Raw genomic sequence first — 26553 nt, 5'->3', positions numbered from 1 at the left:
GGTTTTTATTTCAGCCTATAACTTCTTGCAAAGATCAGTAATGTTTGTATCATTAATTAACTTTATCTCATAGTAAGTCATCTGTAATTTCAATGTAATAAATTCAAGCGTAATTTATATTCTACTTGCTAATTAGGATATTACGACTAGGCATTCGAAGTACTATCTTTATCCACTAATTGTTTTAAGATAAACTCATTAACTAAAGTATATTTTTCACCTTTGATTTCAATATAGGCTCCATTATAAGGTGGAAACCAAAACGCTTGAATCTTTAAGTCAACATCATCTTTTTCTATATCAATTTGCTTCATTGCTTCCATTTCATTTCTTGAAATATAAGTACCTTCATTTTCAAATTGCTCTAATGAATCTATTTTACCTTTTTCTTTAACATCTAATATGATACTTTTATATAACTCCACCTGTATCTCTTGAGTTTTCTTTTCTAAACTCTGAGCTGTTTCTAATCTGTAGTCAAAATTAAATTTATAAGTTTTGATTATGTTGCCTGTATCAATACTTTTATCAACATAATGAGCTGTAGCGCCCCATTCCGAAAGTTTATTTATGATAGCAACATTATAACCAGCTGTGCCTCTCCAATCTGGTAATATCGCTGGATGAAAATTAATACAACCATACTTTGGTTCACTAATTAATGGCTCCTTAATTTTCCTCCAAAACAAATACGAAACAACCAAATCGATATCATGATTAGGTTGACTTAAGATTTTCTCTACTTCTTCCATACTAATAACAGGTATTTGTAATTCTTTTGCCTTCTTAGCTGTAGGAGAGTTTGAAAAATGTGAATCGGTAACAACAGCTTCTATCTCGATTCCCTGATTTATAGTCCATTCGATTAAATCAGTAGAATATTTTTTTCTTCCCATAAAAATAATCTTCATTTAAAATTCCTCCGAATTCCCAGTAAAATATTGAACTGTTTCTTGCCCTTCTTGACTGATCCCTTCCCTAACAAACACCTTTTTTATAGTCAAAAATATAATCTTCCAATCACCAATAAAACCAACACTATCTACATACTCTACATCAAGATTAAATTTTTCTTCCCAGTTGATTGCATTTCTACCACTGATCTGTGCTAAACCTGACAATCCCGGTCTAACATCATGACGTCTTTTTTGGTGTTCGTTATATAACGGAAGGTACTGAACCAACAAAGGCCTCGGTCCCACTATACTCATATCACCCTTTAATATATTAAACAACTCAGGCAACTCATCCAGACTGGTACTTCTCAAGAACCTCCCAAACTTAGTAAGCCTCACACTATCAGGCAACAACTCACCCTTCTCATCTCTCTCATCCGTCATAGTCCTAAACTTACACAAAGTAAATATTTTCTCATTCAACCCTGGTCTTTTCTGTTTAAATATCACTGGACTACCTAGCTTAGCTCTCACTAATATGGATACTACAAACAAAACAGGTGATAAAACTATAATTGCTAATAGTGATAACATAAAGTCCATAGGACTTTTTATGATTCTTCTATATATCCCCCCCTGATATTGCACAGGCATCTTAATATCTGGTCTAATTTCTGTTTGCATCTATAATCACCACCTACTTAGTACTAGCAACTTCCTTATAGGCTTCTTGTTTCCACAGCCCTTTAATAATTCCAACTATCCTAAATAAATCTTTATCGCTCATCTTCGTATCACTTGGCAAGCAAACACCATTCGCAAATATCTTCTCTGACACCTCTCCACCTACATAGTCATACTCAACAAAGAACGGTTGCATATGCATAGGTTTCCATATAGGTCTTGATTCAATATTTTCTACTTCTAGTGCTTCTATAATATCCAAAGGTCTAACCTTACCATTTAAAGTCATACATGATAACCAGTAGTTCGGCTCGTCCCAATCATTTACCGGCATCATCTCAATACCATCAAGCTCACTAAATTCTCTTTTATAAAATTCAAAAATATACTTCTTCTTCTCAACTCTTTGCTCTAATACTTTAAGCTGCCCTCTACCAATTCCAGCAACAACATTGCTCATTCTGTAGTTGAAACCTAACTCTGAATGCTGATAATGCCTTGCTTTGTCTCTAGACTGTGTGGCCCAAAATCTAGCTTTATTAATCTTTTCTTCATTATTAGAAACTAGCATCCCACCACCAGAAGTAGTAATAATTTTATTTCCATTAAAACTAAAAATTCCATAATCTCCAAAAGTACCAGTGTGTTTACCTTTATAATAAGCCCCTAAACTTTCAGCGGCATCTTCAATTACTACAACATTACGTTTGTTGCAAATCTCCATGATTCTATCCATATCAGCAGGCAAACCATAAAGATGAACAACTAATACAACTTTCACTTCTGGGTATTTCTCAAATGCTTTCTCCAATGCCACAGGACACATATTCCATGTTTCATAGTCACTATCAATAAATACAGGTATAGCATTTTGATAAATGATTGGATTTGCTGTAGCGGAAAAAGTAAGTGATGGACAAAAAACAATATCCCCTTCTCCCACCTCGGCAGCTTTAAGTGCCAAATGAATAGCTGCGGTTCCTGCACTCAACGCAGCAGCTGATTTAACCCCCACTTTTGCAGCAAACTCATTTTCAAATTCATTAACGTTCTTACCAAGAGGTGCAATCCAATTGGTATCAAAAGCTTCCTTTATATATTTCATTTCATAACCTTCATCACTCATATGTGGTGAAGAAAGGTAAATTTTTTCTTCCATTCCCTATGACTTCCTTCCTCGAAAAAATTTTTTGAGATAAATAATCTTCATTTGCCAACCTACTTCTCAATCACATTAATACTTTCAATCTTTATTACTCCATTACTTTTTCCTCTATGCACAATACCTATTCTCTGTTTTTCAGCTACTACACCCTTAGGAACAGTAATTTCTAGTTCTGCTTTTATAAATTTTTTAGAATCTTTTACATTTTCTAATTTTGCTATAACTTTAGAATCATTCGATAAATCATATACATATAAATCAAAATCTTCATCTTTCAAAGTACTACTATACTCAATTTCTAACTTATATTTTTTTTCTTCTTGAAGTGATAAGTTATCAATATAAAACAACCCATAACCATCACCTGTATTTTTAAGTACTATATATTTAGCTTGATTTTGTACTTGTAAATTCCCTTCTTTAGTATTCCATATCCTTGCGCCACCAGGAATTTCATTTTGGTCTATATCTACATCAAATTTATTATACATAGCAATTTTATCTAATTTTTTTAATTGTTCCTTATCATCTTTATAATCCAATAAATAATCCAACTTCTGAAGATTATAATCTAAATCTTTACTATACTTAAAAGGTTGCAATACCTCTTGGCTATTCTTATTTAATACATGTTTTATATTTGATATCCTATCTGTAATCATATCAATACCATCTCTATTATCTGTATCTATAAAATATTTACTAACAGCCAAATACGCTTGTGTTTGATCTGCATAATTATCTGCATTCATTGGCTGAACTTCCACTGCTTTGTCCGTATATGCTAATCCTTTGTCAAATTGCCCTGCTTCCATATATATTTGTGCAGCTTTTTTAAGGATTTTAGCATTATAACCTTCTAATACAACAGCTTTTGAGATTTCTTTTACTGCCTTTTCACTATATTGATTTTGTTTTTTTCCTACTATTGTATACACTGTAGCTAAATCAGTATGATATGTTCCTGTAAAAGGATCTACTTTTGTAGCTTTTTCAAAATATCCAATAGCTTCTTGTATAGCATTATTCTGAGCATACGCTATCGCTTTTTTAGAATACTGCTGCCCAAGATGCAAAAATCCAGAACCTATCACTAATAAAAGACATATACTAATCGAAATATATCTCAAGCTATTACTATTTGTTTCTTTCTTTCCTATTTTAATTTCCATTTGATTCGTTAATCCAAGGAGTGCCCATAATAATATAGACATCGCTCCTAAAGATAAATCAAAATCCATCATGCTGTGTATTAGCAATGTTAACCATCCTACACAGATACTTGTTTGCATCATCTTTGTTTTTACATTTTTACTCTTTCTTATTGCTTTATACACATTAAATAATAACGTCCCAATAAAAGTAATATAGATTAAAAATCCTAGTGTGCCAATTTCTATCCATAGTTGCATAATATAATTATGCGCCTGTGTAGACCAATACATATAAGATTGGTAGGTAAAGTAAATTGTTGCCCAAGCTCCTCCACCTGCACCAAGGATCGGATAGTCTTTGATGATTTTAAAAGCATCTTTATAAAATGAAAACCTTGCCTGTGTACTATTTCCACTAAGATCAAAGCTATTGATCCTTGCCACTAAACTTTCAGGAATATACTTATACTTTAGTTTGATATCCTTGATCTTTTCTTCTGTCTGTGCATCATATAACGTTGCTTGATCGAACGCGACTTCTGTATTTATATAATAATTTATAAAATTGATTCTAATCGCTTCTGTTTCATCTGTTGTTGTAAAATTCAAAACTAAATGTTTACTTTCTGTTATATTTTCATTAAGTAGACTTTCTGATTTTCCTTCATTGTTTACACTATATATATCAATTTCCCCAGCATACGTTTTATTTTCTGGATTTTTTATTGTCTCATTCACTTCTAATCTATACTCTTTGTTTTTAAGCACATCTGATATATTTCTGCTTGTAAATTTCCATGTGTCTTTTTCACTATTCATATTAGACAATATTAATGGCTGCGTTGTATTTAATGCAATACCACCCATTATACCTATAATTACAATTACTATAACGCCCACTTTAAAAACAGATTTATAAGATATCTTATCTAATTTTTCTATTCGTTTTTCACATAAATAAGTAATTCCTATTGTTATAATTATTGAAATAAGTAATACTCCCCACTGCATTAGTCCATTACTACTTCCAATTCCTTTGATAAACAATAATGAAAATACTGCCGCAGGTATGATTGTAACTAACCCATAAATAACCGTTTGTATCTTTTTACTAACTGGTACTAAAATAAAATACATCATAAAAACAACAGGCGCTAATACCCACATCCCCCTTGAAAACGTAGGAATAAAAGTAAATATAAATAAATTTGCAAGCACAGCATAGAAAAACTTTTCTTTTATATTCTCACTATTTTGCAATAACCCAAGTGCTACTATAAACAAAGCAATTAAATAAGAAGCCAATGCATTCGGATACTGAAAAGTAGAATTAATACGCCCACTTACAAAAGCTCCATTATAACTAAATGTCCCAATCGCACTTCCAATGCCAATAATAGAAACGACTACCCCACTTAAAAGCAGTACATTTAATATAATCTTCTTATTTTTTTCATCATCCACTGTATAATCTCTTACCAACAAGTAGATCATATAATAGTTGGCATATTTCAAAAATTCACCGATAGCTAGTCTGATATTTACCCCATAAAATATAGAAATAAAATACATCCCAACAATAGCTAATCCCAAGATATCAGGAATAGAACGAATAACCCTACCCTTAGATTTCATTTTGGTAAAGAGCCATACAGTCCCTAACCCAAAACTAAATATATGCGTAGGCAAAAGCTCTTGATCAAAAAACAGTCCTCTAAAAAAAGGTGGGTAAAACAATAATATGCACAGTAATCCAAATATGAAACCATTTTTACCAGATGTCTCAATATTAAATTTTCTTTTATTTTTCACTTTGGTAGCCATAAGTACCTCCAAACATTATCTAAAATCAATTCTATGCTTTATGCTACCTTTTTATTGGTAACTGCTGAACTTTTCCAATATTCTCTAGCGAATGCTAAAAATACCCCCATCATAATTCCTAACACTCCAGCTATAGCCATATTCAACATTTTTCTAGGTCCTACTGGTTCTAGTGGCTCTACTGCTGCTGAAAGAACACTGATCGTTAAATCTCCAATTGTTGAAGATTTTGCTATTCTTGTTTCTTCAAACTTTTCCACGAAAGCATTGTAGGTATTTTGTGCGATTTCTACTTTTTGTGTAATGGTTTGTTCTTCATGTTGTTTTTCAGCTAAATTTACTTGAAGATTTTCTAATTCTTTTTGCATACTTGAAACTAAATTTTTAAGATTGTTTTTTGCTGAACTCGTTTTTGCTAATTCTATTTTCAACAAATCAATCTGTTTTCTTAATTCTATATATGCTTCATTAGTTTCTTCTGTTGTAACTTGCACCCCATATAATTCTTTTGCATCTTTTCCTGTATCATCCTTAATGACTTGTGCTAAATATGCATCATCTGATAAAGCTTTCTTTAATGTCATTTTATCAGGAGTATTTGTTAGCGCATTCTCTGCTACGCTAAGCGCAGCACTTATTTTTTTTTCTTGTATTTGTGCATCTACTAAATCCGTCTTGTATTTTGTGATAAGTTCTAATTTTGAATCTACTTCTTTTTCTAATTCGTTTTTTCCTCTTGGTTTTGCCATATAATTTTTATACTCTACTAATACTTGATCTAAGTTTTCTTTCTCTAATCCTAACTGACCCTTCATAAAATCTGATGATTTTGTGTATTGTATATTTGCATTGTTTGATACAAATTCAGTAAATTTTTTAGCTATGGTATTTGCAATATCTGTAGCTACTTTTTTGTCTGTATATGTTACATTTATATTAATTAAGTTCGTGTCTTTTATATTTTCTAAACTTACCATATTTTGCAGACTTCTTCTTGTTATTTTTAATTGATCTAGCTTTAATTCATCGATTGTCTGCTGAAGTACATGTGGGTTATTAATCTGTTGTTTATAAGTTTCTATACTCATTTCAGGATATTGTACCATTCCATCTAAGAATCCTTTAACCCCTTCTTCTTGTTGTGTTAATTGTTTACTTATACCCGAAGCGATCAGTGTTGCCTTTGATTCATACACTGGATCTAGTATGAAAAAGCTTACAACAAATGAGGTAAGTAAACATGCTAGTGTGACCCCTATAATTAGTTTTCTTTGTCTTAGTAATGCTTCTATCAGTTCTCTTAAGCTAATTTCATCATATTGATTTTGTTGTTCCATTCTTTTTCCTCCACTCTATTTGTATGTATTAATTTTCATATTATTCCTGCTCTACCACCGCAAACTTAATTGTCGCCTTACAAGCCACTTCATCGCCAACATAAGCTACAGCTTCTCCTTTTCCCATGCCACGTCTTAATGTTACCATCTCGACCTCTAGTTTTAATGTATCTCCAGGTACGACTTGTCTTCTAAATTTCACATTTTCGATTCCTGTTAATACAGCAAGCTTTCCTTTATATTCTTCCATTGAGAGTACTGCCACTGCACCTACCTGTGCCAATGCTTCTATTAGAAGTACCCCTGGCATAATAGGTTTACCTGGAAAATGTCCTTGAAAAAACGGTTCATTGATGGTTACATTTTTTATGCCTACTGCTTTTTTCCCTGGTTCCATTTCAATGATTTTGTCTACTAATAAAAATGGATATCTGTGTGGGATAATTTTTTGAATTTCTATATTATTTAACATATGTTTATTCTCCTTTGTAGTTGATTACAATTTTTTTTTTAATATTTTAGACTCTAACTATTTTATTTTACAGCAACTTACATTATTAATCAACAAATTATAAATTGTTTAATAGAAATGTAAAATATAATTAAAACCCCATACAAAAAAGAGTCGATTTGTATAGCTTATCGACTCTTTTATATTGTTCATTATTCACTTGCAACTTTTCTTAATTTTTGTATAAACTTATGGTCATCTTCAACAGATGTATAGATATATTTTTTTATAGCTTCTTGATCATCTTTTACTTCTTTTACTATTTTCTCTAGATTATCTACTTTTGATTCTAGATTATTTACTTTTGATTCTAGATTATTTACTTTTGATTCTAGATTATCTACTTTTGATTCTAGATTATCTACTTTTGATTCTAGATTATCTACTTTTGATTCTATTTTATCTAGTTTGTTAAACATCATCTCAAGCATTTGTTTCATTTCTTTATCCATATGTTCACCACCATTTTAATTTCTATCTTCATTATCTATATTTTATCATTTTGAAAAATCTTTTACAACATCGAAAATGGTAGTAAAATATTACTACTGTTTTGTAAAATACCATATTTATCAAAGCTACTGACTTTCATCACTGACTTTTGTTTATTTCATATGCTTAGCAAGCTGCTTATACATTTGCTGAGCAAGTCCCATCCCCTCGCCTTTTGATGCTTCATCTGCAATTTTTTCATCTAGCATGCCTTCAAACATTTCTCGTGCATAACTCTTCTCCATAATCCCATCATCATGAATGGTATTTCTCATATTCTTCATGAGCATGTTCATAAACACGGATTCAAATTGTCTACAAGCATCTTTTAGTTTTTCTTCATCTTTTGAATCTTTTGCTTGTTCAAATATTTTTTCAAAAGCATTATCTTCTACCTTGCTTTTTTCGTATTGGGATTTATTGATAGTAGATGCTGAAATCGGATTAATATTCATGGTAGTTCAACTCCTTGTTTTACATTTCATTCTTCAACTATAAAATATAAAAAGATTTGAGAATACCTTTTGATAACTTTTGTAAAAAAACTTGCTGAAATGTAATGGAAAAAACGTTAAGAACCTTCACTGTTTGAGCGTAGCGAGTTTTGAAGGTTTAGTTTTTTTCATGGAATGAAGTTTAGTTTTTTCAAAAGTTATCAGGTATGAACGTTCTTTTTATATTTTATCTTCTTAGATTATTTGCCTGCTCTAACATCTGGTCTGCTGTTTGAATAGATTTAGAATTGATTTCATAGGCTCTTTGCGCAGTGATCAGTTTTACCATTTCCTCTACAACAGATACGTTTGAGCTTTCCAAAAACTTTTGTTTTACACTACCTGCATCTCCTTCTTCGGCTTCAATGGCTTCTCCTGATGCTGTTGTTGCTTTATAAAGGTTTTGTCCTAGCGACTCAAGTCCTGCTGGATTTACGAATCTTACTAGATCCATCTGCCCTAGTTCTTCCCATTCCTCCTCACCTTTCATTTTTATATTGATCATACCATTAGAAGCGACAGCGATTTCCTTTACTTCTCCATCTAATTCTATATCTCCGCCCTCTGCTTGTACATAATATCCTTCTGATGTTACAAGTCTTCCTTCATCACCATCTACGCTTAATTTAAAACTTCCATCCTTTGTATAGAATAGATTGTCATTTTCATCCCGTACTGTGAAAAATCCATCGCCATCTATGGCAAAATCTAGATCCCTATCTGTTTGTTCAAGGTTTCCTTTTCCAAAGGAGCGAAGGGTTGCCATTGGCATTACCCCATAACCGATTTCTAAGTTTACAGGTCTTCCTTGTCCTTCATTTATACTTTTGCTTGTCATTTGTTCATATAAAAGGTCTTTAAATTCAACTCTTTGCTTTTTATATCCCGTAGTGTTTACATTCGCTAAGTTGTTAGATATAGTATCTACATTTAGTTGCTGTGCTTTCATCCCCGATGCAGCCGTCCACAGTGCGCGCATATTGTTTCCTCCTTTTCATCTAATCCTATAATTTTTGTTAACCATTCATAGCGCCTTTCAAGTATTTCTTATGGAAGAGAAGAAGTATTAACAAAAATTATACTCTTCCTATATCATTTACAGCCTTTCCTAGTGTATCATCATAAGCTTTTACAAGTTTTTGTCCTGTTTCATAATTTCTAAAAATACTCATCATCTCTACCATTTCTTTTACGGCATCCACATTGGATTTTTCTAAAAATCCTTGTTGAATAATTCCTGTAAATGGCTTTTCTTTGGCTTCTGTACCTTCTGTCATTCTGTACATATTGCTTGCTTCTTTTCTTAAATCCTTCATATTTTCTAGGTCAACACTTTTTATTGTGTCCCAATATTGTTCATCGACTATGATTTCTCCTAATTCATTAATGGCAATATCTGATCCTTCAATAGTAATGGGGCCGTCTTCTCCCATAACATTATATCCATCTAGCGTAACCAGTTCTTTTTTACTATTTATTTGAAAGCTTCCATCTCTTGTATACTGTATGCCATCTGGTGTTTGTACTTGAAAAAAACCATTACCTTTTATCGCCAAATCTAAATTATTACTTGTTTGATACAGTTGCCCTTGTCCATAATTTACATATACCTGATCAAGTCTTACTCCTGAATTGAGCGTTCCAATTACATTCGGTGGTACGGGCATCACCAAATTATCTACAATATTTCCATCTACAAGAACTTGTCCCCGATCATTCACCTCTAGTGCGCCATCACCTGCTCTTATAGGTCCTCTATTTCCCAGTACCAAATAACCTGCTTTTGTATCAATCTCGCCGTTTATGTGTTTATTGTATGTGCTCAGGTATCCATCTTCATTCACTGTAAATTTTAATCCTTTTTGATAACTGTTTCCATTGGGTGTCTTTACTCTAAAAAAGCCTGCTGTTGTATTGATTTCATATAGCCCATTCTCATTTTTTACTTCAACACCTTTAAAAAGTTCTGTATTTGAAAAATCCATAGGTGCATTGATCTTCTTAATCAAAGTCTCTGGAAAAGACTCAGATACCACTAAATCTTTTTTATAGCCTACTGTATTGATATTTGCAATATTATTGGTAACGACATCTAATTTTCTATTGTTTGTCTGCATGGCAGATGTTGCTGTATAAAGCCCCCTGAGCATATATTGTCACTCCTTCATTTGTGTACAATTAGTCCTTAGTACTGTATCGACATTTATATAGATAAACTTTAAAATAAATTTAAAAATAAGTAGAAAAAAAGCAGGATTCATGTGATCCTGCTTTTTTCCTACCTATTTCTTCTATAGTTTTTACTGCTCATCATACTCTTTTCTAAAATATGAAGTGATTCTAAAGATTTACCCGTTCCTTTTGCAACACATTCAATGGGATCTTCTGCAATATAGGTAGGGATTCCTGTTCTTTCTTCGATAAGCTTATTGAGTCCATCTAGTAGTGAACCACCACCTGTCATAACAATCCCTCTATCACTTATATCTGCTGCAAGTTCTGGAGGCGTTCTCTCAAGTACTGCGTGCACTGCATCAGCAATGGCCATAACTGGCTCTTCTAATGCATAGAGCATCTCATCTGTGGTTACTTTGATGGTTCTTGGAAGTCCTGATACCAAATCGCGTCCTCTGCATTCCATGGTCAATATCTTTGTTCTAGGATAAGCTGTTCCAACATTCATTTTTAAACTTTCTGCAGTTCGCTCTCCTATGAGAAGATTATGTCTTTTTCTCATATACCTCACAATCGCTTGGTCAAACGTATCTCCTGCACATTTGATGGATCTACTTGCAACAACCCCGCCTAATGAAATCACCGCCACATCTGCTGTTCCTCCACCAATGTCTACAATCATGTTTCCATCCGGCTTCGCTATATCGAGTCCTGCACCGATTGCTGCAGCGATTGGTTCTTCAATGAGATAAGTCGTTCCCCCACCCGCTTCTGTTGTCGCATCTATTGCAGCTCTTTTTTCTACTTCTGTTACACCACTCGGTACACAAACAATAATTTTAGGCTTAAAAAATTTTCTTTTTCCACATGTTTTGTGTATAAAATACCGAAGCATTCTTTCTGTAACATCATAATCTGATATAACACCATCTTTTAGCGGTCTTATGGCCACAATATTTCCAGGCGTTCTTCCTAGCATCATTCGCGCCTCTTCCCCTACTGCTAAAAGCTTATTGGTATTTTTATCAATCGCTACTACAGAAGGTTCTTTTAAAACAATTCCCCTGCCCTTAATGTATACCAAAATACTCGCCGTCCCTAAATCGATTCCTACTTCCATCCCAAATCCAAACATTTTGATCTCCTTCCATTCTCTTTACTTACGTATTGATTTTTTCCTATTTCTATATCAAAAGAAGATTTTGTTCTTTTTATAATAAATTTGTCGCATTCAATTTTACTATATTCTATAAATATTTTATAATTCCTCTTTAATTTAAAAGATTTTTCCAGTATCTTTTCAAAGTATTTATTTTCAGTTCTATTGATCACACACATTGCATAGTATTTATCAAGGGGTTGATAGTAAAGGGGGGTTAGGCAAGTGAAAGATTATATAGAAGAAAGAGCAATGGAAATAGCTGAATATATTATAAATGAAAAAGCAACTGTTCGCCAAACCGCAAAAGTTTTTGGTGTCAGCAAAAGTACAGTACATAAGGATGTAACTGAGCGTCTTCCTAAGATAAACCCTCTAGTTGCAAATCAAGTAAAAAACATACTTGATAAAAATAAAGCCGAAAGACATATAAGAGGCGGCAAAGCAACCAGGATGAAATATAGAAGTATTCACGAATAGACAAAAACAGGGGTTTCCCCCTGTTTTATGCTGTGTCTTTACTTATATAAAAATTGATTTGGATCTACATTTTTTCCATCGATTAATACTTCAAAGTGAAGATGTGATTCTTCAAGTATTTCAAACAATGCGCTTTTTCCTATCTCACTGATCTTTTGTCCTTCCGCTACCCAGTCCCCAACCTTCACCAAATCATGTGTACTAAGGTTTGCATATCTGCTGATCATGTTTCCATTATGCGATAAGCTAATGATAATGCCTAACTTAGGGTCATTGCTTACTTCTACAACTTCTCCTGCTAAAACAGCAGTAACCGGTGTGCTTTCTGGGGCAATGATATCTATTCCATAGTGCGTAGTATATTGGTCTAATGTTTTTGAATAGATTAATGTATCCTTCCCATAGTTCATTCCAATATTTCCATTCACAGGCATTTTCATTTCTTTCTTTATATTTTCTTTTTTTTCTTTTACTATATCTTTTATAGGTGTTGCTTTTACTTTTTGCGCCTTCACTTTAGGCGCTTCATTTACTACAATATCCGTAAGCACTTCATTTTCTTTAATATCCTCAACAACAATCACTGGTTGCTCTGTAATGTTTTCCGCTAGAGGAAAAGGATGTATGTTCCTTTTATTTTCTTCTAGGGATGGTATTTTAAAATCCTGTGTAGCAATCTTGTCAATATTTTTTTTAGCAACCCAAGTAGCTGTTATCGCAACAATGCATACGCACAGAAAAAGAATGATATAAAAACCTTCCTTATCAATTAGTTTATAAATGCTTTTATGTTTCGAAACCCATTTTTTCAATCTCATATACTCACCTCCATTTAGTATTTTTACCATTATGATGGATTTCATACATAAGATTGAAATAAAATATTCAAAATCATCTACTCCATTTCATGAATTTCTACCCCTAGATAATAATGTTTTAATATTTCATCAAAAGTGTTTCCTTTTTTAGCCATTCCATTCGCTCCCCACTGGCTCATCCCTACCCCATGACCATATCCATTGGTTATAAATGTTAAATTTTCGCCTGCAATCGCTATCTTAAAATTAGCTGATCGTAAACCTATTAGGTCTCTTATTTCTCTGCCTGTTAGCACTTTGTTTCCTACTTGCATTTTTAAAATTCTTCCACCCTCACTTTTTTCTAAAATCTTTAGATCTGCTTTTATATTTGAACGATTCACATCACAATCATTGTATTTCTTTTTTATTTTTGATATAAAATCCACAACTGAAATTTCTTGCGTATCTTGAAGGTGGGGTGCTTCTTCTTCATATGGACTTTCTACACTCCTAAGATAAGGCACCCATGCAGTAAAAACATCTTCTGAATTTTCCGTTTTTCCTCCACTCGTAGAGTGAAACAATGGTTGATCAATCGGTTTATTTTCATAAGTCATAATCAAGCCCTTTGTATCGTCTACAGCTTTCTCTATTTTAGGCCAATAATCTTTCATCCAATTTTTTGATTTTAACTTTCCTAACTTCTCCTTTGACAGCCAAACTTGACAATGTACAGAATCACATAATTCTGCCCCCGGATGTCCTGGATGTCCATCTTTTTCAAATGCATTGATTCTAGATAATGCATAACTTCTAGCCGCAACAGCTTGTGCTTTCAAAGCTTCCTCTTCAAAACTTGCAGGCATTTCTCCCGATACCACGCCTTTTATATATTCTTCCAAATCCAGTTTTTCGATTTTCCCTGTTTCTTGAATATATACTTTTACAACTCTGTCACTTTCCACAATCGGTTGTTTTTCTATCTTCGGTTTAGCTACGTCACAGCTTTGTATAAGCATGATCGGAATAAAAATTGTTGTAACCAATACAGCCAAAACCAACAGCAATATATTTCTCACATGATTTCCCCCTTATCTCCCTTATACATCTTATGAGACAAACCTCCTAATTATGAGCAATAAAAAAATGTGTCGTCATTCGACACATTTTTCTATTATTTCTACTCTACTCTTGTAATATTTGCCCCTAAACCCTTTAGCTTATTTTCAATGTCTACATAACCACGATCTATATGATGCAAATCTCCAATTTCAGTTTTTCCTTCTGCTACCAGTCCTGCGAGTATCAACGCTGCACCTGCTCTCAAATCTGTTGCTTTCACTTGCGCTCCCTGTAGCTTTTCTACACCCTGTACCACAGCACTTCTTCCTTCAATTTTAATATTTGCACCCATTCTTTTTAGTTCTGCTACATGCATAAATCGGTTTTCAAAAACAGTTTCTATAACTACGCTTGTACCCTTTGCGACACTTAAAAGCGTCATAAATTGCGCCTGCATATCTGTAGGAAATCCAGGATAAGGTAATGTTTTAATATCTGTAGCAATAATACTATTTTTTGCATTCACGCGAATACTCTCTCCTGTTTCTTCTATTAGGACACCGCATTCTCTTAATTTTGCAATGGTAGGTTTTAAATGATCGGATAATACATTATCAATGATTACATCTCCGCCAGTTAATGCTGCGCCAACCATAAAGGTACCTGCTTCAATACGATCGGGGATCACAGCATGTCTTCCTCCTGCTAATTCTTTTACGCCTTCGATCTTTATGGTATCTGTTCCTGCTCCCTTAATTTTCGCACCAATACTATTTAAAAAGTTTGCCAAATCTACAATTTCTGGCTCTTCTGCTACATTTTCTAGAACCGTTAAACCTTCTGCCATGGTCGCCGCCATCATAATATTTTCAGTAGCGCCTACGCTTGGAAAATCGAGATAAATTTTATCTCCTATGAGTTTTTTAGCGGATGCTTCTACATATCCATGTCCTACATCAATTTTCGCACCTAAGGCATGCAAACCTTTTAAATGCAAATCAATCGGTCTTGTCCCTATGGCACACCCTCCCGGAAGAGAAATTCTCGCTTTTCCCATCCTCGCAAGGAGTGGCCCCATTACTAAAAATGATGCTCTCATCTTTCGGACCAATTCATAAGGTGCTTCATAGTTGTTGATACCCGATGCATCAATTTGAATATTTCCGCCATCTATATCTCTGTGAATCTTCGCACCTAAAGATGCTAAAAGTTCACTAATTACATCTACATCTTTCAATGTAGGAATATCTTCTATCACACAATTCCCTTGTGCCAATAAGGATGCAGCAATGATTGGTAATACTGAATTTTTTGCACCACTTACCCGCACTTTTCCTGAAAGTGGCTTACTTTTTTCTACAATTATTTTTGCCAACGCCAAGCCTCCTCTATATGCTTTCCTTGTATTTCATCGTGCTTCTCCTCAGATTATAATGCATTTAATAGCCTATTGCAATAAGTGGTGTTGCCATCCACAAATATGTTTTTCCTTCATAAGCATTATACCGCATAGCAATGTTTATATTTACTTGATTCCCTCCATAGCTAATATAATCCTTTATTTTACTACTAAATCCAACGATACTGATCATATTTTTTTCTCGAAGTCCTTCTATTTCTGTTGCTTCCAAATATTCCATCATATTTTTTACAATTTTCTCTTTTTGTGCATTATTTAATTTTCCATTAAAACTCCCTGTAATACAAGATGTCACTGTAGCTTTTCCGTATTTTTTTAAAATAGCTTTTATATTTTCTCCGACCGTATTTACATCTACAAGCCCTTCATATACCATGTCGATTACTATATTTGTCTCTTTTACCGCTTCATATTCTGACGATTGCACAATCACACAAATAGTTCCTTGCTCTTTTTCTCCATGCAAAATCACTTGGATGTTTCCTTTTTCTGAAGTATCTTCTATTTCTTTACGCTGTATACCTAATTCTTTTGCTAACGATAAACATATTTCTCTTCCTTCAGAAGCATTTTTAAATACATGCGCCATATTTACATATGCATTTATATTGACTTCTTCAGCAACTGCTTTACTTGCATTAAACCCTTCCATAATACCTTCTTCTTTTGCAATGGCCGTCGTATGATTTAAAAACATTAAAAATAAGTTCATAAGAATAAAACCATAAATAAAAATTCTTTTAACTTTCATTTTCTCCACTCCCTCAAAATACAAAGGGAAAGATAAATGTGTAAATATGTTAAAGGGGGACGAAAACATATTTACACCTTATTCTATTCCCTTGTTATTAAAAGTATTGACCGAGAGAATAGGGAATATACATGTTCGCAATAAATTTAAATTATTAAAATTATGATTCCTTCATATGCTCACAAACACCACATTTTATCCCCATCATTTTATCAAGCAGTGTTATTTCTTCAAATTCATCTATGAAAAAATGTGCTTTTTCTTGTAAAATTTCCATATGTTTTTTGCATAATTTTTTGTTTTTTGAATGATAAAACGCTTCTGGCAGCATGGGTATTTCATCCATAACAATCTCTTTCTCATCTACCGCTTCATTACTTACAAGTACCAAAGCAATTTCTCCCTTTTTATTTTGTGTATCTATCATTTTATAATCTTTTTGATATTTGTTCGCTACATCCATAAACTTTTCAGCAATAACATCTTGTACATCTTGTTCTATAATAATTTTTTTAACGCTATGGTCTTTACATTTTTCTTCAACAATCTTTACAGCTTCTTTTCTATTTATTTGTTCATATGTTAGTGCAAAAATAACGCGTTCTCGAAACTCTCCAAGCCAATATCTCTTTTCATCCGCTTTGATCTGAGGGCTTCCGCTTAATCCATATTCTGTATATTTTTCTAGTTCGCTTTTCTGATTCATTCTTCTTTCCTCCGTTTACAACACCCTTTATTTATTTTATTTTCTTATTTTTCGTTACGCATTATTCATTATAATATATATTCTTTTGTATGGGTATAGATAAACAGCTACCAAATTCAAATAAAATATAAAAAGATAGGAGAATACTTCTGACCACTTTTGTAAAAAACTTACTAGATGGAATGAAAAAAACTCCCAAATTCTTATATTTGGGAGTTTTAAAATTAATCTATTTTGCTACTTGTAGTCTCGTTAGCGCTCTCTTAAGGGCCGCTTTTGCTCTTAGCATATCTATGTCTTCCGTAGATTTATGGAGCCTTTCCTCCGCTCTTTTCTTTGCTTCTTCTGCTCTTTTTATATCTATTTCATCAGCCCATTCAGCTGAATCGGTAATAATGGTTGTTTTTTCTTCTTTTACCTGTATAAATCCACCTGCACATGCAGCTTCTTTATATTTACCCTCTTGTTTTATTTTTATTGCACCAATTTGCAAAGGGCTCACTGTAAACATATGATCTTTTAAAATCCCTATATCTCCATTCGTCGTTCTTATAACGATTCTTTCTACAGAACCTTCATAAAACTTCTTATCAGGAGTAACGATTTCAAGTTCAAAAGTAGAAGCCATTTTTTCACCTCGCGTCTCTAACTTTCTCTCTTCGCTTTTTCAACTGCCTCATCAATGTTTCCAATAAAAAGGAATGCCGATTCTGGAAGATCATCATGCTTTCCTTCAAGAATTTCCTTAAATCCTCGAATGGTTTCTTTAAGCGGTACATATTTTCCTTCCATCCCTGTAAATGCCTCTGCCACACTAAATGGCTGAGAGAAAAATCTTTGAATCTTTCTTGCACGAGATACAAGTGTTTTATCTTCATCCGATAATTCATCCATACCAAGGATTGCAATAATATCTTGAAGTTCTTTCAGTCTTTGAAGTACCTCTTGAACCTGACGCGCAACATTGTAGTGTTCCTCTCCAATAATTTCAGGGTCCATAATTCTTGAGTTAGAATCTAACGGATCAACAGCAGGATAGATTCCAAGCTCTGTAATGGCACGAGAAAGTACAGTCGTTGCATCTAAATGCGCAAAGGTTGTTGCAGGAGCCGGGTCTGTCAAGTCATCCGCAGGCACATATACGGCTTGAACCGATGTGATCGAACCTTTCTTTGTTGATGTAATTCTCTCTTGTAGCGCACCCATCTCTGTTGCTAATGTAGGCTGATAACCAACGGCACTTGGCATACGACCAAGTAGTGCGGAAACCTCTGAACCCGCTTGGGTAAATCTAAATATATTATCAATAAATAGAAGTACATCTTGTCCTTCTTGATCTCTAAAGTATTCTGCCATAGTAAGTCCTGTTAAGGCTACACGCATTCTTGCGCCTGGCGGTTCATTCATCTGACCAAATACCATCGCTGTTTTATCAATAACCCCTGATTCAATCATCTCATGGTAAAGATCATTTCCTTCTCTTGTTCTTTCTCCTACACCCGAGAATACAGAAAGCCCACCATGTTCTTTGGCAATATTATTGATAAGTTCCATGATAAGTACAGTCTTTCCAACACCTGCTCCTCCGAAGAGTCCTATTTTACCACCCTTTACATAAGGGGCAATCAAATCTACTACCTTAATCCCTGTTTCAAATATTTGTGAAGAAGTTTCTTGTTCTTCAAAACTAGGTGCTTGTCTATGAATGGGCAATCTTAGTTTCTCATTTGCAGAACCTTTTAAGTCTATCGGTTCTCCTAATACATTGAAAATTCTTCCTAATGTTTCTTTTCCTACAGGAACCGTGATCGGTGCTCCTGCATCTACTGCTTCTGTACCACGTATTAGTCCATCAGTCGATGACATGGCAATGCAACGAACCGTATCATCTCCTAAATGCTGTGCTACTTCGGAAACAATTTTTCGATCTCCCACGTTAATTTCGATTGCATTTAGTAGGTTTGGAAGCTGTTCTGGATTAAATTTTATATCTAAAACCGGACCGATAATTTGAACGATTTTTCCGATATTTTTCGCCATGTTCACTCACATCCTTTCTTTTTGGTCGTGTTACTTCAGTGCCTCTACACCACCAACGATTTCAGCAATTTCTTGTGTGATTGCTGCTTGACGCGCTCTATTGTAATTCAATGTGAATTTATCAATCATTTCTTCTGCATTCTCTGTAGCATTTTCCATCGCGATCCTTCTTGCTCCTTGTTCACTGGCTGAAGATTCTACTAAAGCGCCGTAAATTGTACTCTCAATATATTTGGGTACAATATAATTCAGCAAACTTTCAGGGGAAGGTTCATAAGAAATATATTCAAATTCCTCATTCTCTTTTTTTACAACTTCCTCTTTTTTCTCCATGCTGAGTGGAAGTAATTTAATCATTTCTGGATTTTGGGATACGGCACTAACAAACTGGGTATAAACAAGATATACCTCATCGATCATTTCCTTTTCATAAAGCTTTAAAACAAGATTGCTAATTTTTTTTGCATCCTCATAAGTTGGCTTTTCTGAAATATGTGTAAATTCTCCATCTATTTCATATTTTCTATTTCTAAAATAGTCTCTTGCTTTAGTCCCTACTGTCACAACTGATACATTTTCCTTTTTTTTCATCTCTTCTAAAGGTTTTTTTATGACATTAATATTGTATCCTCCACATAGTCCTCGATCAGCTGTAATCACAACATAACAACTTTTTTTGATTTCTCGCTCGTTCAAAAATTTATGTTTTAAGCCAGTGGCATTTGAAAATATATCCCGTACTGTATCTTGAACGATATGAAAGTAAGGTCGTGATTTCTCAGCTCGTTCTCTTGCACGTCTTAATTTTGCTGATGATACAAGTTCCATCGCCTTTGTAATTTGCTTTGTACTATTTACACTTTTAATTCTGCGTTTTATATCACGCATACCCATTCCTGCCATGTATTCACCTCCATACATCGGGGTCTATTCTATTTTAAATACTCCTTTAAATTCTTCAATGGCAGCTTTTAACTTGTTTACAGTTTCATCCTCTAATTTTCCTGTACCTTTTATCGCTAAGCCAATTTCCGGATGATTGTTATCCATAAAACCAATTAATTCTTTTTCAAATTGTTTTATTTGCGCCACAGGAATATCTGTTAAATATTTATTAATTGCAGCAAATATAATCATTACTTGATGTTCAACCTTTACAGGTGCATACTGAGGTTGTTTTAGAATCTCAAGGATTCTTTCTCCTTGTGCAAGTCTGTCTCTTGTATCTTTATCAAGCTCTGAACCAAATTGCGCAAAAGCTGCAAGTTCTCTATATTGTGCAAGTTCTAGCTTTATTTTACCAGCAACTTTTTTCATCGCTTTAAGCTGGGCATCACCACCAACCCTCGATACGGATATCCCAGGGTTTACAGCAGGTCTCTGTCCAGAAGCAAAGCTTTCTGCCTCTAAGAATATTTGTCCATCTGTAATCGATATTACATTTGTCGGAATATAGGCTGAAACATCTCCAGCCTGTGTTTCAATAATTGGTAGTGCAGTTATGGATCCACCACCTAAATCATCATTTAATTTTGCAGCACGTTCAAGTAGTCTACTATGTAAGTAGAATACATCTCCAGGATAAGCTTCACGTCCTGGTGGACGACGAAGTAGTAATGACAGTGCACGATATGCAACCGCATGTTTTGATAGATCATCATAAATAATAAGTACATCTTTTCCCTGATGCATAAATTCTTCACCCATCGCACAACCTGAATAAGGCGCAATATATTGAATCGGTGCCAACTCACTCGCTGTAGCAGATACAATAATTGTGTAATCCATTGCCCCTCTATCTTCTAATGTTTTTACAATTTGCGCTACGGTTGATTTTTTTTGTCCAATTGCCACATAGATACAAATAACATTTTCTTCCTTTTGATTGATAATTGTATCGATTGCAATGGCTGTTTTTCCTGTTTGTCTATCTCCGATAATTAATTCACGTTGTCCTCTACCAATTGGAATCATTGCATCGATTGCCTTGATCCCAGTTTGTAGTGGTTGATGTACGGACTTTCTTTCAATAACGCCTGGTGCATTTGCCTCAACGTCTCTATATTTTTCTGTTTTTATAGGCCCTTTTCCATCTATAGGTTGTCCTAGCGCATTTACTACACGACCTATCAACGCATCTCCAACAGGAACCTCAACGATTCTACCTGTATGCTTTACAATATCTCCTTCTTTAATGTTTTCATCAGAACCCATAAGCACGCACCCTATATTATCTTCTTCAAGATTTAGCGCCATGCCATATACGCCTCCAGGAAACTCCAACAACTCTCCTGACATACATTTTTCTAATCCATGGATTCTAGCAATACCGTCACCCACCTGAATGACCGTGCCGACATCTGTCACTTGTATTTTATTTTCATATCTTTTAATCTGCTCTTTTATAATCGAACTAATTTCTTCAGGTCTAAGATTCATTTTTCTATCACCGCTCTCCTAAACTATTATTTGTGCAAGGTCTTTTTGTAATTCATTTAGACGGCTTTGTATTGTGCCATCAATCACCTTATCTCCAATTCTTACAAGAATTCCTCCGATAATGGATGGATCTATCTCATTTTTTAGTTGGATCTTTTTACCTGTCATGTTTGAAAGTTTATTTTCAAGATGTTCTTTATTTTTATTTTCTAGCGGAATTACTGTAGTTATTATTCCTTCTACAATATTATTATGATCATTTACAAATTGTACATATTTGTTTACAATTCTCTTTAAATCATGTGTTCTTCTTTTGTCTAAAATAATCTTTAAAAAATTCAAAACCTCGATACTTAGATGTGATTTAAAGAGCTCTTGTAATACTTGTTTTTTCTCTTCTTTACTGATTTGAGGTGTTATATAAAATCTATAGAATTCCGGATGTTTTTCAAACATTTCTAATACAAATGTTAATTCTTCCCTCAATTGATCTAATTGATTATTTTCATTGGCTACTTCAAATAAAGCGCTGGCATAAGTTTTTGATACTAATTCTACCATCTAGCGCCCCCTACCTCATCCATAAATTCTTTAATTAACATCTGATGTTTCTCTTTATCAAGACTCTTACCAATAATTTTACCAGCAGCCATTATCGCAAGGGAAGACATCTCATCTTTTAACTCATTCATAGCTTTTTGATTTTGTCTCTTAATCTCTTCTTCTGCTCTTTCTATCATCTTAGCAGACTCAATTTCCGCCTCTTTTTTCATCTGTGAAGCTCTCGCCTCTGCCTTTTTAGAAGCTTCTTTTACAATTTCTCTGCCTTCTTGTTCTGCAAACTGAAGCTTTGTCTCATATTCTTTTTTTCTTTTCTCTACTTCTTCATTTTTTGATTTCGCTTCCTCTATGGAAGCTGCAATATCATCTTTTCTTGACTTCATAAATTCGCTCACAGGCTTAAACAATAGTTTTTTTAATGCTAAGAACAGTATGATTGTATTCACAATCTGAAATACAATCGTCCAACTAAACTCCACCAATCCTGCCTTCATCGTGTGATACTGCCTCCTTTCTGCTAAGGTACTTCGTCTCCTTTACAATATCTACAAAAGGCCAATCAATGGATTTGCAAATAATAAAATTAACGCAACAATCAACCCATAAATACCTGTTGTCTCCGCTACAGCTGCTCCAAGCAACATCGTTCTAACAATATCTCCTTGCGCTTCTGGTTGTCTTCCAACACCTTCTGCCCCTTTTCCTGCTGCATATCCCTGTCCAATACCAGGTCCTATCCCTGCAATCATTGCAAGTCCTGCTCCAATTGCTGAACATGCTAATATTAACGCTCTTCCTGTAATAGGTTCCATCTGTATATTCCTCCTTCATATTTTTCCATTTTTATAAAAGTTTCAGTAATGGATTTGAAAACATCAAAACCAATGCAACAATCAAAGCATAGATCCCAGTAGTTTGTGCCACTGCCTGTCCTAGCAACATAGTTCTAAGAATTGTTGATTGATATTTAGGTCTCTTTCCAGTACTTTCTGTACCTTTTCCTGCTGCATATCCTTGCCCAATTCCAGGTCCTACCCCTGCAATCATTGATATTCCAGCAGCAATAGCTGATGCAGCAATCACTAATACACTACCACTTTGTCCTACTAATGGATTTCCAAAAAGTAAAATCAAAGCAACAACAAGTGCTAATATACCTGATGTTTCTGCAATACCTGCTCCTATAAGCATAACCATTATAGCTTGCTTTGAAGTCTTAGGATTTATACTTGTAGCTTCAGCCCCTTTTCCTGCTGCATACCCTTGTCCAATCCCAGGTCCTATCCCTGCAATCATTGCAAACCCTGCTCCAATTGCTGATGCTGCAAGAATTAGCGCTTTTCTATCGAAGCTCATAAGCCAATTCAAAAAAATCATAACAAAGTTGGTATTCTCCATCTATTCACCTCCTATTCAAGTTAAGATGGATTAATCCATAGCAATTGAAACAAATACCATTGTCAACATTGCAAATATAAATGATTGTAATACACCTGCAAACACATCAAAATATATATGTAGCGGTGCTGGGATAGCTGCCTGTAGTATAGGTATAGGCAATCCAATACTTCCACTTAGCGCTGCGAGTCCTCCGTATAATAAATTCATTATAATCAGACCCCCCACTATATTTCCAAAAAGACGAAATGATAGTGAAATCGGTGTTGCTAACTCCCCTATAATATTTATAACTAGCAATGCTGGAAACGGATCTAGAAACCCTTTTAAATAAGTTCCCACACCTTTTCTCTTGATAGCAAAGAAATGAATCATGAAAAAAGTAATCAGCGCCAAGCCCATTGTCGTATTTAAATCTGCTGTTGGCGGTCTTATTGCAAATAATCCTGCTAAATTCGCAAATATTAGGTAGATCATCAACGTTCCTATATAAGGAGCGAAAGCAACTTTATCTTCTCCCATGGTTTGCGCTGTAAACTTGTAGATTCCATCTACTAAGAGTTCAACAAAATTTTGCAATCCTTTTGGCTTATGCGCAAACTTTCTGGTTGCTAAAAATGAAAATAAAATCAAAATAGCCATGATAATCCATGTATTTGTGACAGTTTCTGTTACTGGAATATCTGTTCCAGGTATTGTAAAGATAATTTCAGGTCCAAATCCTCCTTCCATTATTTCCCCTCCTTTCTTATAAAGATTCTTTTGAAAAACATTTTGTTATTAAATAGGTTTTGGACAAAAATGATGATTTTAATCATCACTAAACCTATTATTACCCCGATTATATTTAAATAATCAGCTTTCAATGATATAAAAATAACAATACCATTGGTGATAAAACGTATAAAATATCTACTTGATGCATATACTTGCGCCTTACTGGGTGCCATACAAACTGCTTTTTCTAATGTTAATGCAAGCACTCTGAAATTTAGCATACTAATAGCTGTACCAAAGAGCAATCCATAAATCATCGGAAGCGGGTTTTGTGTGAAAATTGCAAGTCCAATCACAATAATAATCACGATCCCTGCTGTGCATTTGAAAATTTTAAGTTGCAAATTCCAAGTATACCCCAAAGATCTACACTTCCTTTCATTTTTAATCGAATTATTATTTTATTGCAATGATTTATTGTTTCTTCTTCCTCTTTCTAATGAATTTAAATATTTTGACAGTTCGCTTTAAATTTTTTTTACTTTTTCTTTTTCATACTCTTTATCATAATTGTATATACATTTCGAAAACCGGCGCCTACTCCTAATAGAATGCATATAATCATAAATACATGATTTGTTCCTAATTTTTGATCTAACAGATTTCCTAAGTATACTGCTCCAAATATAGGTACAATCATCATGATGCCTATGTAACTTAAGAGAGAAAGGTTTTTAAAAATATTCAAATTATTCTTTGTCATAAAAAAATCTCCCCCTTATACCATTATACCACTTCATATAAAATATACAAGTATTCTAACGATTTTTTCAATCCTGTTTGTGTAATATTTAACAAAGTAGCTCTTTTCAATTCAGAGCTACTTTTTGTTATTCAAAAGGTTATATTTCCATTTTCTTTAAATCATCCGCAATAATTAATTCAGCTTCTGTAACTTTCTTTATATCTTCTACACTAAATTCAGGATTCATTTCTGTAAGAACAATCCCAGCATCTGTCACTTCCATAACACCCATTTCTGTAACAATCATATTTACTTGCCCTGCTGCTGTAAGGGGTAGCGTACATTTTTTTAATATTTTAGATTTCCCTTTTGCTGTATGCGTCATAGAAATGATTACTTTTTTTGCACCCACAACCAAGTCCATTGCACCACCCATACCTGGCACCATTTTTCCTGGCACCATCCAATTTGCAAGATTTCCTTTTTCATCTACTTGCAGTGCCCCTAGTACGGTGGCAGATACATGTCCACCTCGGATAATACCAAATGACACAGCACTATCGAAAAAAGCTGCTCCTAGAACTGCTGTCACAGGCTGACCTCCCGCATTGACTAAATCCTTGTCTTCGTGTCCTATCTCTGGTGCTGGTCCTAGTCCAACAAACCCATTTTCTGATTGAAATAAAACATCTATATCTTCTGGTATATAATTCGCCACCATTGTAGGAAGCCCTATTCCTAAATTTATCACATCACCATCTTTTAATTCTTTTGCAACTCTTCTTGCAATAATTTCTTTCGCATTCATCTTCTACACCTCCACAATGTAATCCACAAAAAGTGCTGGAGTCATTACATCATTGCCATCAATTTCTCCAACCTCAACAATTTTTTCTGCTCCTATAATCACCAAATCAGCAGCAGTAGCAATCAATGGATTAAAGTTTCTGGTTGCTTTGTTATAATATAAATTTCCTTTTTTATCAGAAATTGTAGCGCCTACCAAAGCAATATCTGCTCTTAATGGTTTTTCTAGAAGATAAACTTTTCCATCTAATTCAATTTTTTGTTTCCCTTCTTCTACAATTGTGCCTACGCCTGTTGGTGTCAAAATTCCTCCAAGACCATTTCCACCTGCTCTGATTCTTTCTGCAAGCGTTCCTTGAGGTATTAATTCGCAGTCTATTTCTCCTGTATTCATTTGTTTTCCAACTTCAGGATTTAATCCTACATGAGAAGTAACTAACCTTTTTACTTGCTTATTCACAACTAACTTACCAATGCCCCTATCTGGAAATCCAGCATCGTTTGCAATAACCGTCAAGTCTTTTACACCCTTTTCAACCAATGCATCCATAAATTTTTCTGGCGTTCCACAAGCCATAAATCCGCCGATCATGACTGTCATGCCATCTTTGATATGTTCCATAGCCATTTCTAACGTTACGATCTTATTCAAAACAAACACCTCCATTAATACACATACCTAGCCCATACCATTTTATCATATATATATGTATTTTCCTATTTTATTATAAATTTC

At 34.1% G+C, this 26553-nt stretch carries 30 protein-coding genes; 1 reads left to right on the top strand and 29 read right to left on the bottom strand.

All coding sequences use genetic code 11. From position 1 onward, the window contains the following. Positions 1-146: 146 nt before the first annotated feature. The 11 genes from EV214_RS05245 to mreB form a co-directional block, all read right to left on the bottom strand. Positions 147-911, bottom strand: coding sequence for a formyltransferase family protein (locus EV214_RS05245; protein WP_207669627.1), 765 nt, complete (start codon positions 909-911; stop codon positions 147-149). Then, complete coding sequence (locus EV214_RS05240; protein ID WP_279233104.1) at positions 912-1580, bottom strand: sugar transferase; 669 nt, start codon at positions 1578-1580, stop codon at positions 912-914. Positions 1581-1593: 13 nt separating this feature from the next. Further along, positions 1594-2739, bottom strand: coding sequence for a DegT/DnrJ/EryC1/StrS family aminotransferase (locus tag EV214_RS05235; protein WP_132243420.1), 1146 nt, complete (start codon positions 2737-2739; stop codon positions 1594-1596). Between the two features lie 59 nt (positions 2740-2798). Further along, the gene (locus EV214_RS05230) at positions 2799-5723 is read right to left on the bottom strand and encodes an O-antigen ligase family protein (RefSeq protein ID WP_132243418.1); all 2925 of its coding nucleotides are present in this window, start codon (positions 5721-5723) and stop codon (positions 2799-2801) included. 38 nt (positions 5724-5761) lie between these two features. Then, positions 5762-7060, bottom strand: a complete 1299-nt coding sequence (locus EV214_RS05225; protein ID WP_132243416.1) for a GumC family protein — start codon at positions 7058-7060, stop codon at positions 5762-5764. A gap of 40 nt (positions 7061-7100) precedes the next feature. Then, entirely contained in the window at positions 7101-7532 is a 432-nt protein-coding gene (fabZ, locus tag EV214_RS05220) for a 3-hydroxyacyl-ACP dehydratase FabZ (RefSeq protein WP_132243414.1), read from the bottom strand. Between the two features lie 191 nt (positions 7533-7723). Then, positions 7724-8023: a coiled-coil domain-containing protein gene (locus EV214_RS18665; protein WP_165916249.1), complete on the bottom strand. Its 300-nt coding sequence runs from the start codon at positions 8021-8023 to the stop codon at positions 7724-7726. A 153-nt stretch (positions 8024-8176) separates the two neighbouring features. Then, positions 8177-8518, bottom strand: coding sequence for a rod-binding protein (locus EV214_RS05210; protein WP_132243412.1), 342 nt, complete (start codon positions 8516-8518; stop codon positions 8177-8179). A 226-nt stretch (positions 8519-8744) separates the two neighbouring features. Next, entirely contained in the window at positions 8745-9536 is a 792-nt protein-coding gene (gene flgG / locus EV214_RS05205; protein WP_132243410.1) for a flagellar basal-body rod protein FlgG, read from the bottom strand. 97 nt (positions 9537-9633) lie between these two features. Beyond that, positions 9634-10707 (bottom strand): flagellar hook-basal body protein, encoded by a 1074-nt coding sequence (locus EV214_RS05200; protein ID WP_132243408.1) that lies wholly within the window; start codon positions 10705-10707, stop codon positions 9634-9636. A 128-nt stretch (positions 10708-10835) separates the two neighbouring features. Further along, the gene (gene mreB, locus EV214_RS05195) at positions 10836-11867 is read right to left on the bottom strand and encodes a rod shape-determining protein (protein ID WP_132243406.1); all 1032 of its coding nucleotides are present in this window, start codon (positions 11865-11867) and stop codon (positions 10836-10838) included. A gap of 249 nt (positions 11868-12116) precedes the next feature. Here mreB and spoIIID point away from each other — a divergent pair, with 249 nt between their 5' ends. Continuing rightward, positions 12117-12371 carry a sporulation transcriptional regulator SpoIIID gene (gene spoIIID / locus EV214_RS05190; protein ID WP_132243404.1) on the top strand — a complete coding sequence of 85 codons (255 nt, stop codon included), beginning with the start codon at positions 12117-12119 and terminating at the stop codon, positions 12369-12371. A 38-nt stretch (positions 12372-12409) separates the two neighbouring features. Here spoIIID and EV214_RS05185 read toward each other — a convergent pair whose 3' ends face one another. The 18 genes from EV214_RS05185 to EV214_RS05100 all read right to left on the bottom strand — a co-directional run bounded on the left by EV214_RS05185 (position 12410) and on the right by EV214_RS05100 (position 26469). Continuing rightward, positions 12410-13189 carry a M23 family metallopeptidase gene (locus tag EV214_RS05185; RefSeq protein ID WP_165916248.1) on the bottom strand — a complete coding sequence of 260 codons (780 nt, stop codon included), beginning with the start codon at positions 13187-13189 and terminating at the stop codon, positions 12410-12412. Positions 13190-13266: 77 nt separating this feature from the next. Beyond that, positions 13267-14250, bottom strand: coding sequence for a stage II sporulation protein D (gene spoIID / locus EV214_RS05180; protein WP_132243400.1), 984 nt, complete (start codon positions 14248-14250; stop codon positions 13267-13269). A gap of 101 nt (positions 14251-14351) precedes the next feature. Next, positions 14352-15608 (bottom strand): UDP-N-acetylglucosamine 1-carboxyvinyltransferase, encoded by a 1257-nt coding sequence (gene murA / locus EV214_RS05175; protein WP_207669626.1) that lies wholly within the window; start codon positions 15606-15608, stop codon positions 14352-14354. A gap of 64 nt (positions 15609-15672) precedes the next feature. Further along, a complete protein-coding gene (locus EV214_RS05170) occupies positions 15673-16404 on the bottom strand; it encodes a YwmB family TATA-box binding protein (protein ID WP_165916247.1) in 732 nt (243 codons plus the stop codon). Positions 16405-16564: 160 nt separating this feature from the next. Then, positions 16565-17110 carry a YueI family protein gene (locus EV214_RS05165; protein WP_132243394.1) on the bottom strand — a complete coding sequence of 182 codons (546 nt, stop codon included), beginning with the start codon at positions 17108-17110 and terminating at the stop codon, positions 16565-16567. 229 nt (positions 17111-17339) lie between these two features. Then, positions 17340-17738 carry a F0F1 ATP synthase subunit epsilon gene (locus EV214_RS05160; RefSeq protein WP_132243392.1) on the bottom strand — a complete coding sequence of 133 codons (399 nt, stop codon included), beginning with the start codon at positions 17736-17738 and terminating at the stop codon, positions 17340-17342. Between the two features lie 17 nt (positions 17739-17755). After that, the gene (atpD, locus tag EV214_RS05155; protein ID WP_132243390.1) at positions 17756-19150 is read right to left on the bottom strand and encodes a F0F1 ATP synthase subunit beta; all 1395 of its coding nucleotides are present in this window, start codon (positions 19148-19150) and stop codon (positions 17756-17758) included. Positions 19151-19180: 30 nt separating this feature from the next. Further along, positions 19181-20053, bottom strand: coding sequence for an ATP synthase F1 subunit gamma (atpG, locus tag EV214_RS05150; protein WP_132243388.1), 873 nt, complete (start codon positions 20051-20053; stop codon positions 19181-19183). Between the two features lie 24 nt (positions 20054-20077). Further along, positions 20078-21589, bottom strand: a complete 1512-nt coding sequence (gene atpA / locus EV214_RS05145) for a F0F1 ATP synthase subunit alpha (RefSeq protein WP_132243386.1) — start codon at positions 21587-21589, stop codon at positions 20078-20080. Between the two features lie 18 nt (positions 21590-21607). Continuing rightward, the gene (locus EV214_RS05140; RefSeq protein WP_132243384.1) at positions 21608-22150 is read right to left on the bottom strand and encodes a F0F1 ATP synthase subunit delta; all 543 of its coding nucleotides are present in this window, start codon (positions 22148-22150) and stop codon (positions 21608-21610) included. Next, positions 22144-22644: a F0F1 ATP synthase subunit B gene (gene atpF / locus EV214_RS05135; protein WP_132243382.1), complete on the bottom strand. Its 501-nt coding sequence runs from the start codon at positions 22642-22644 to the stop codon at positions 22144-22146. The genes EV214_RS05140 and atpF overlap by 7 nt, the downstream gene beginning before the upstream one ends. 51 nt (positions 22645-22695) lie before the next feature. Further along, the gene (atpE, locus tag EV214_RS05130; protein ID WP_132243380.1) at positions 22696-22962 is read right to left on the bottom strand and encodes an ATP synthase F0 subunit C; all 267 of its coding nucleotides are present in this window, start codon (positions 22960-22962) and stop codon (positions 22696-22698) included. 31 nt (positions 22963-22993) lie between these two features. Further along, positions 22994-23548, bottom strand: coding sequence for an ATP synthase F0 subunit C (atpE, locus tag EV214_RS05125; protein WP_132243378.1), 555 nt, complete (start codon positions 23546-23548; stop codon positions 22994-22996). A gap of 30 nt (positions 23549-23578) precedes the next feature. Continuing rightward, positions 23579-24280 (bottom strand): F0F1 ATP synthase subunit A, encoded by a 702-nt coding sequence (gene atpB / locus EV214_RS05120; protein WP_132243376.1) that lies wholly within the window; start codon positions 24278-24280, stop codon positions 23579-23581. Further along, positions 24280-24669, bottom strand: a complete 390-nt coding sequence (locus EV214_RS05115; RefSeq protein ID WP_243116557.1) for an ATP synthase subunit I — start codon at positions 24667-24669, stop codon at positions 24280-24282. Before EV214_RS05115 ends, atpB begins: the two co-directional genes overlap by 1 nt. Before the next feature lie 134 nt (positions 24670-24803). Continuing rightward, positions 24804-25028, bottom strand: a complete 225-nt coding sequence (locus EV214_RS05110) for an AtpZ/AtpI family protein (protein WP_132243372.1) — start codon at positions 25026-25028, stop codon at positions 24804-24806. A 139-nt stretch (positions 25029-25167) separates the two neighbouring features. Beyond that, a complete protein-coding gene (locus EV214_RS05105) occupies positions 25168-25818 on the bottom strand; it encodes a 3-oxoacid CoA-transferase subunit B (protein ID WP_132243370.1) in 651 nt (216 codons plus the stop codon). Between the two features lie 3 nt (positions 25819-25821). Continuing rightward, a complete protein-coding gene (locus tag EV214_RS05100) occupies positions 25822-26469 on the bottom strand; it encodes a CoA transferase subunit A (protein ID WP_279233103.1) in 648 nt (215 codons plus the stop codon). Positions 26470-26553: the final 84 nt, after the last annotated feature.

The organism is Marinisporobacter balticus (genome assembly GCF_004345705.1).
Lineage (GTDB): Bacteria > Bacillota > Clostridia > Peptostreptococcales > Thermotaleaceae > Marinisporobacter > Marinisporobacter balticus.
Note: the sequence above shows the minus strand (reverse complement) of the source record. Positions and strands in the feature narration are given on the sequence as shown.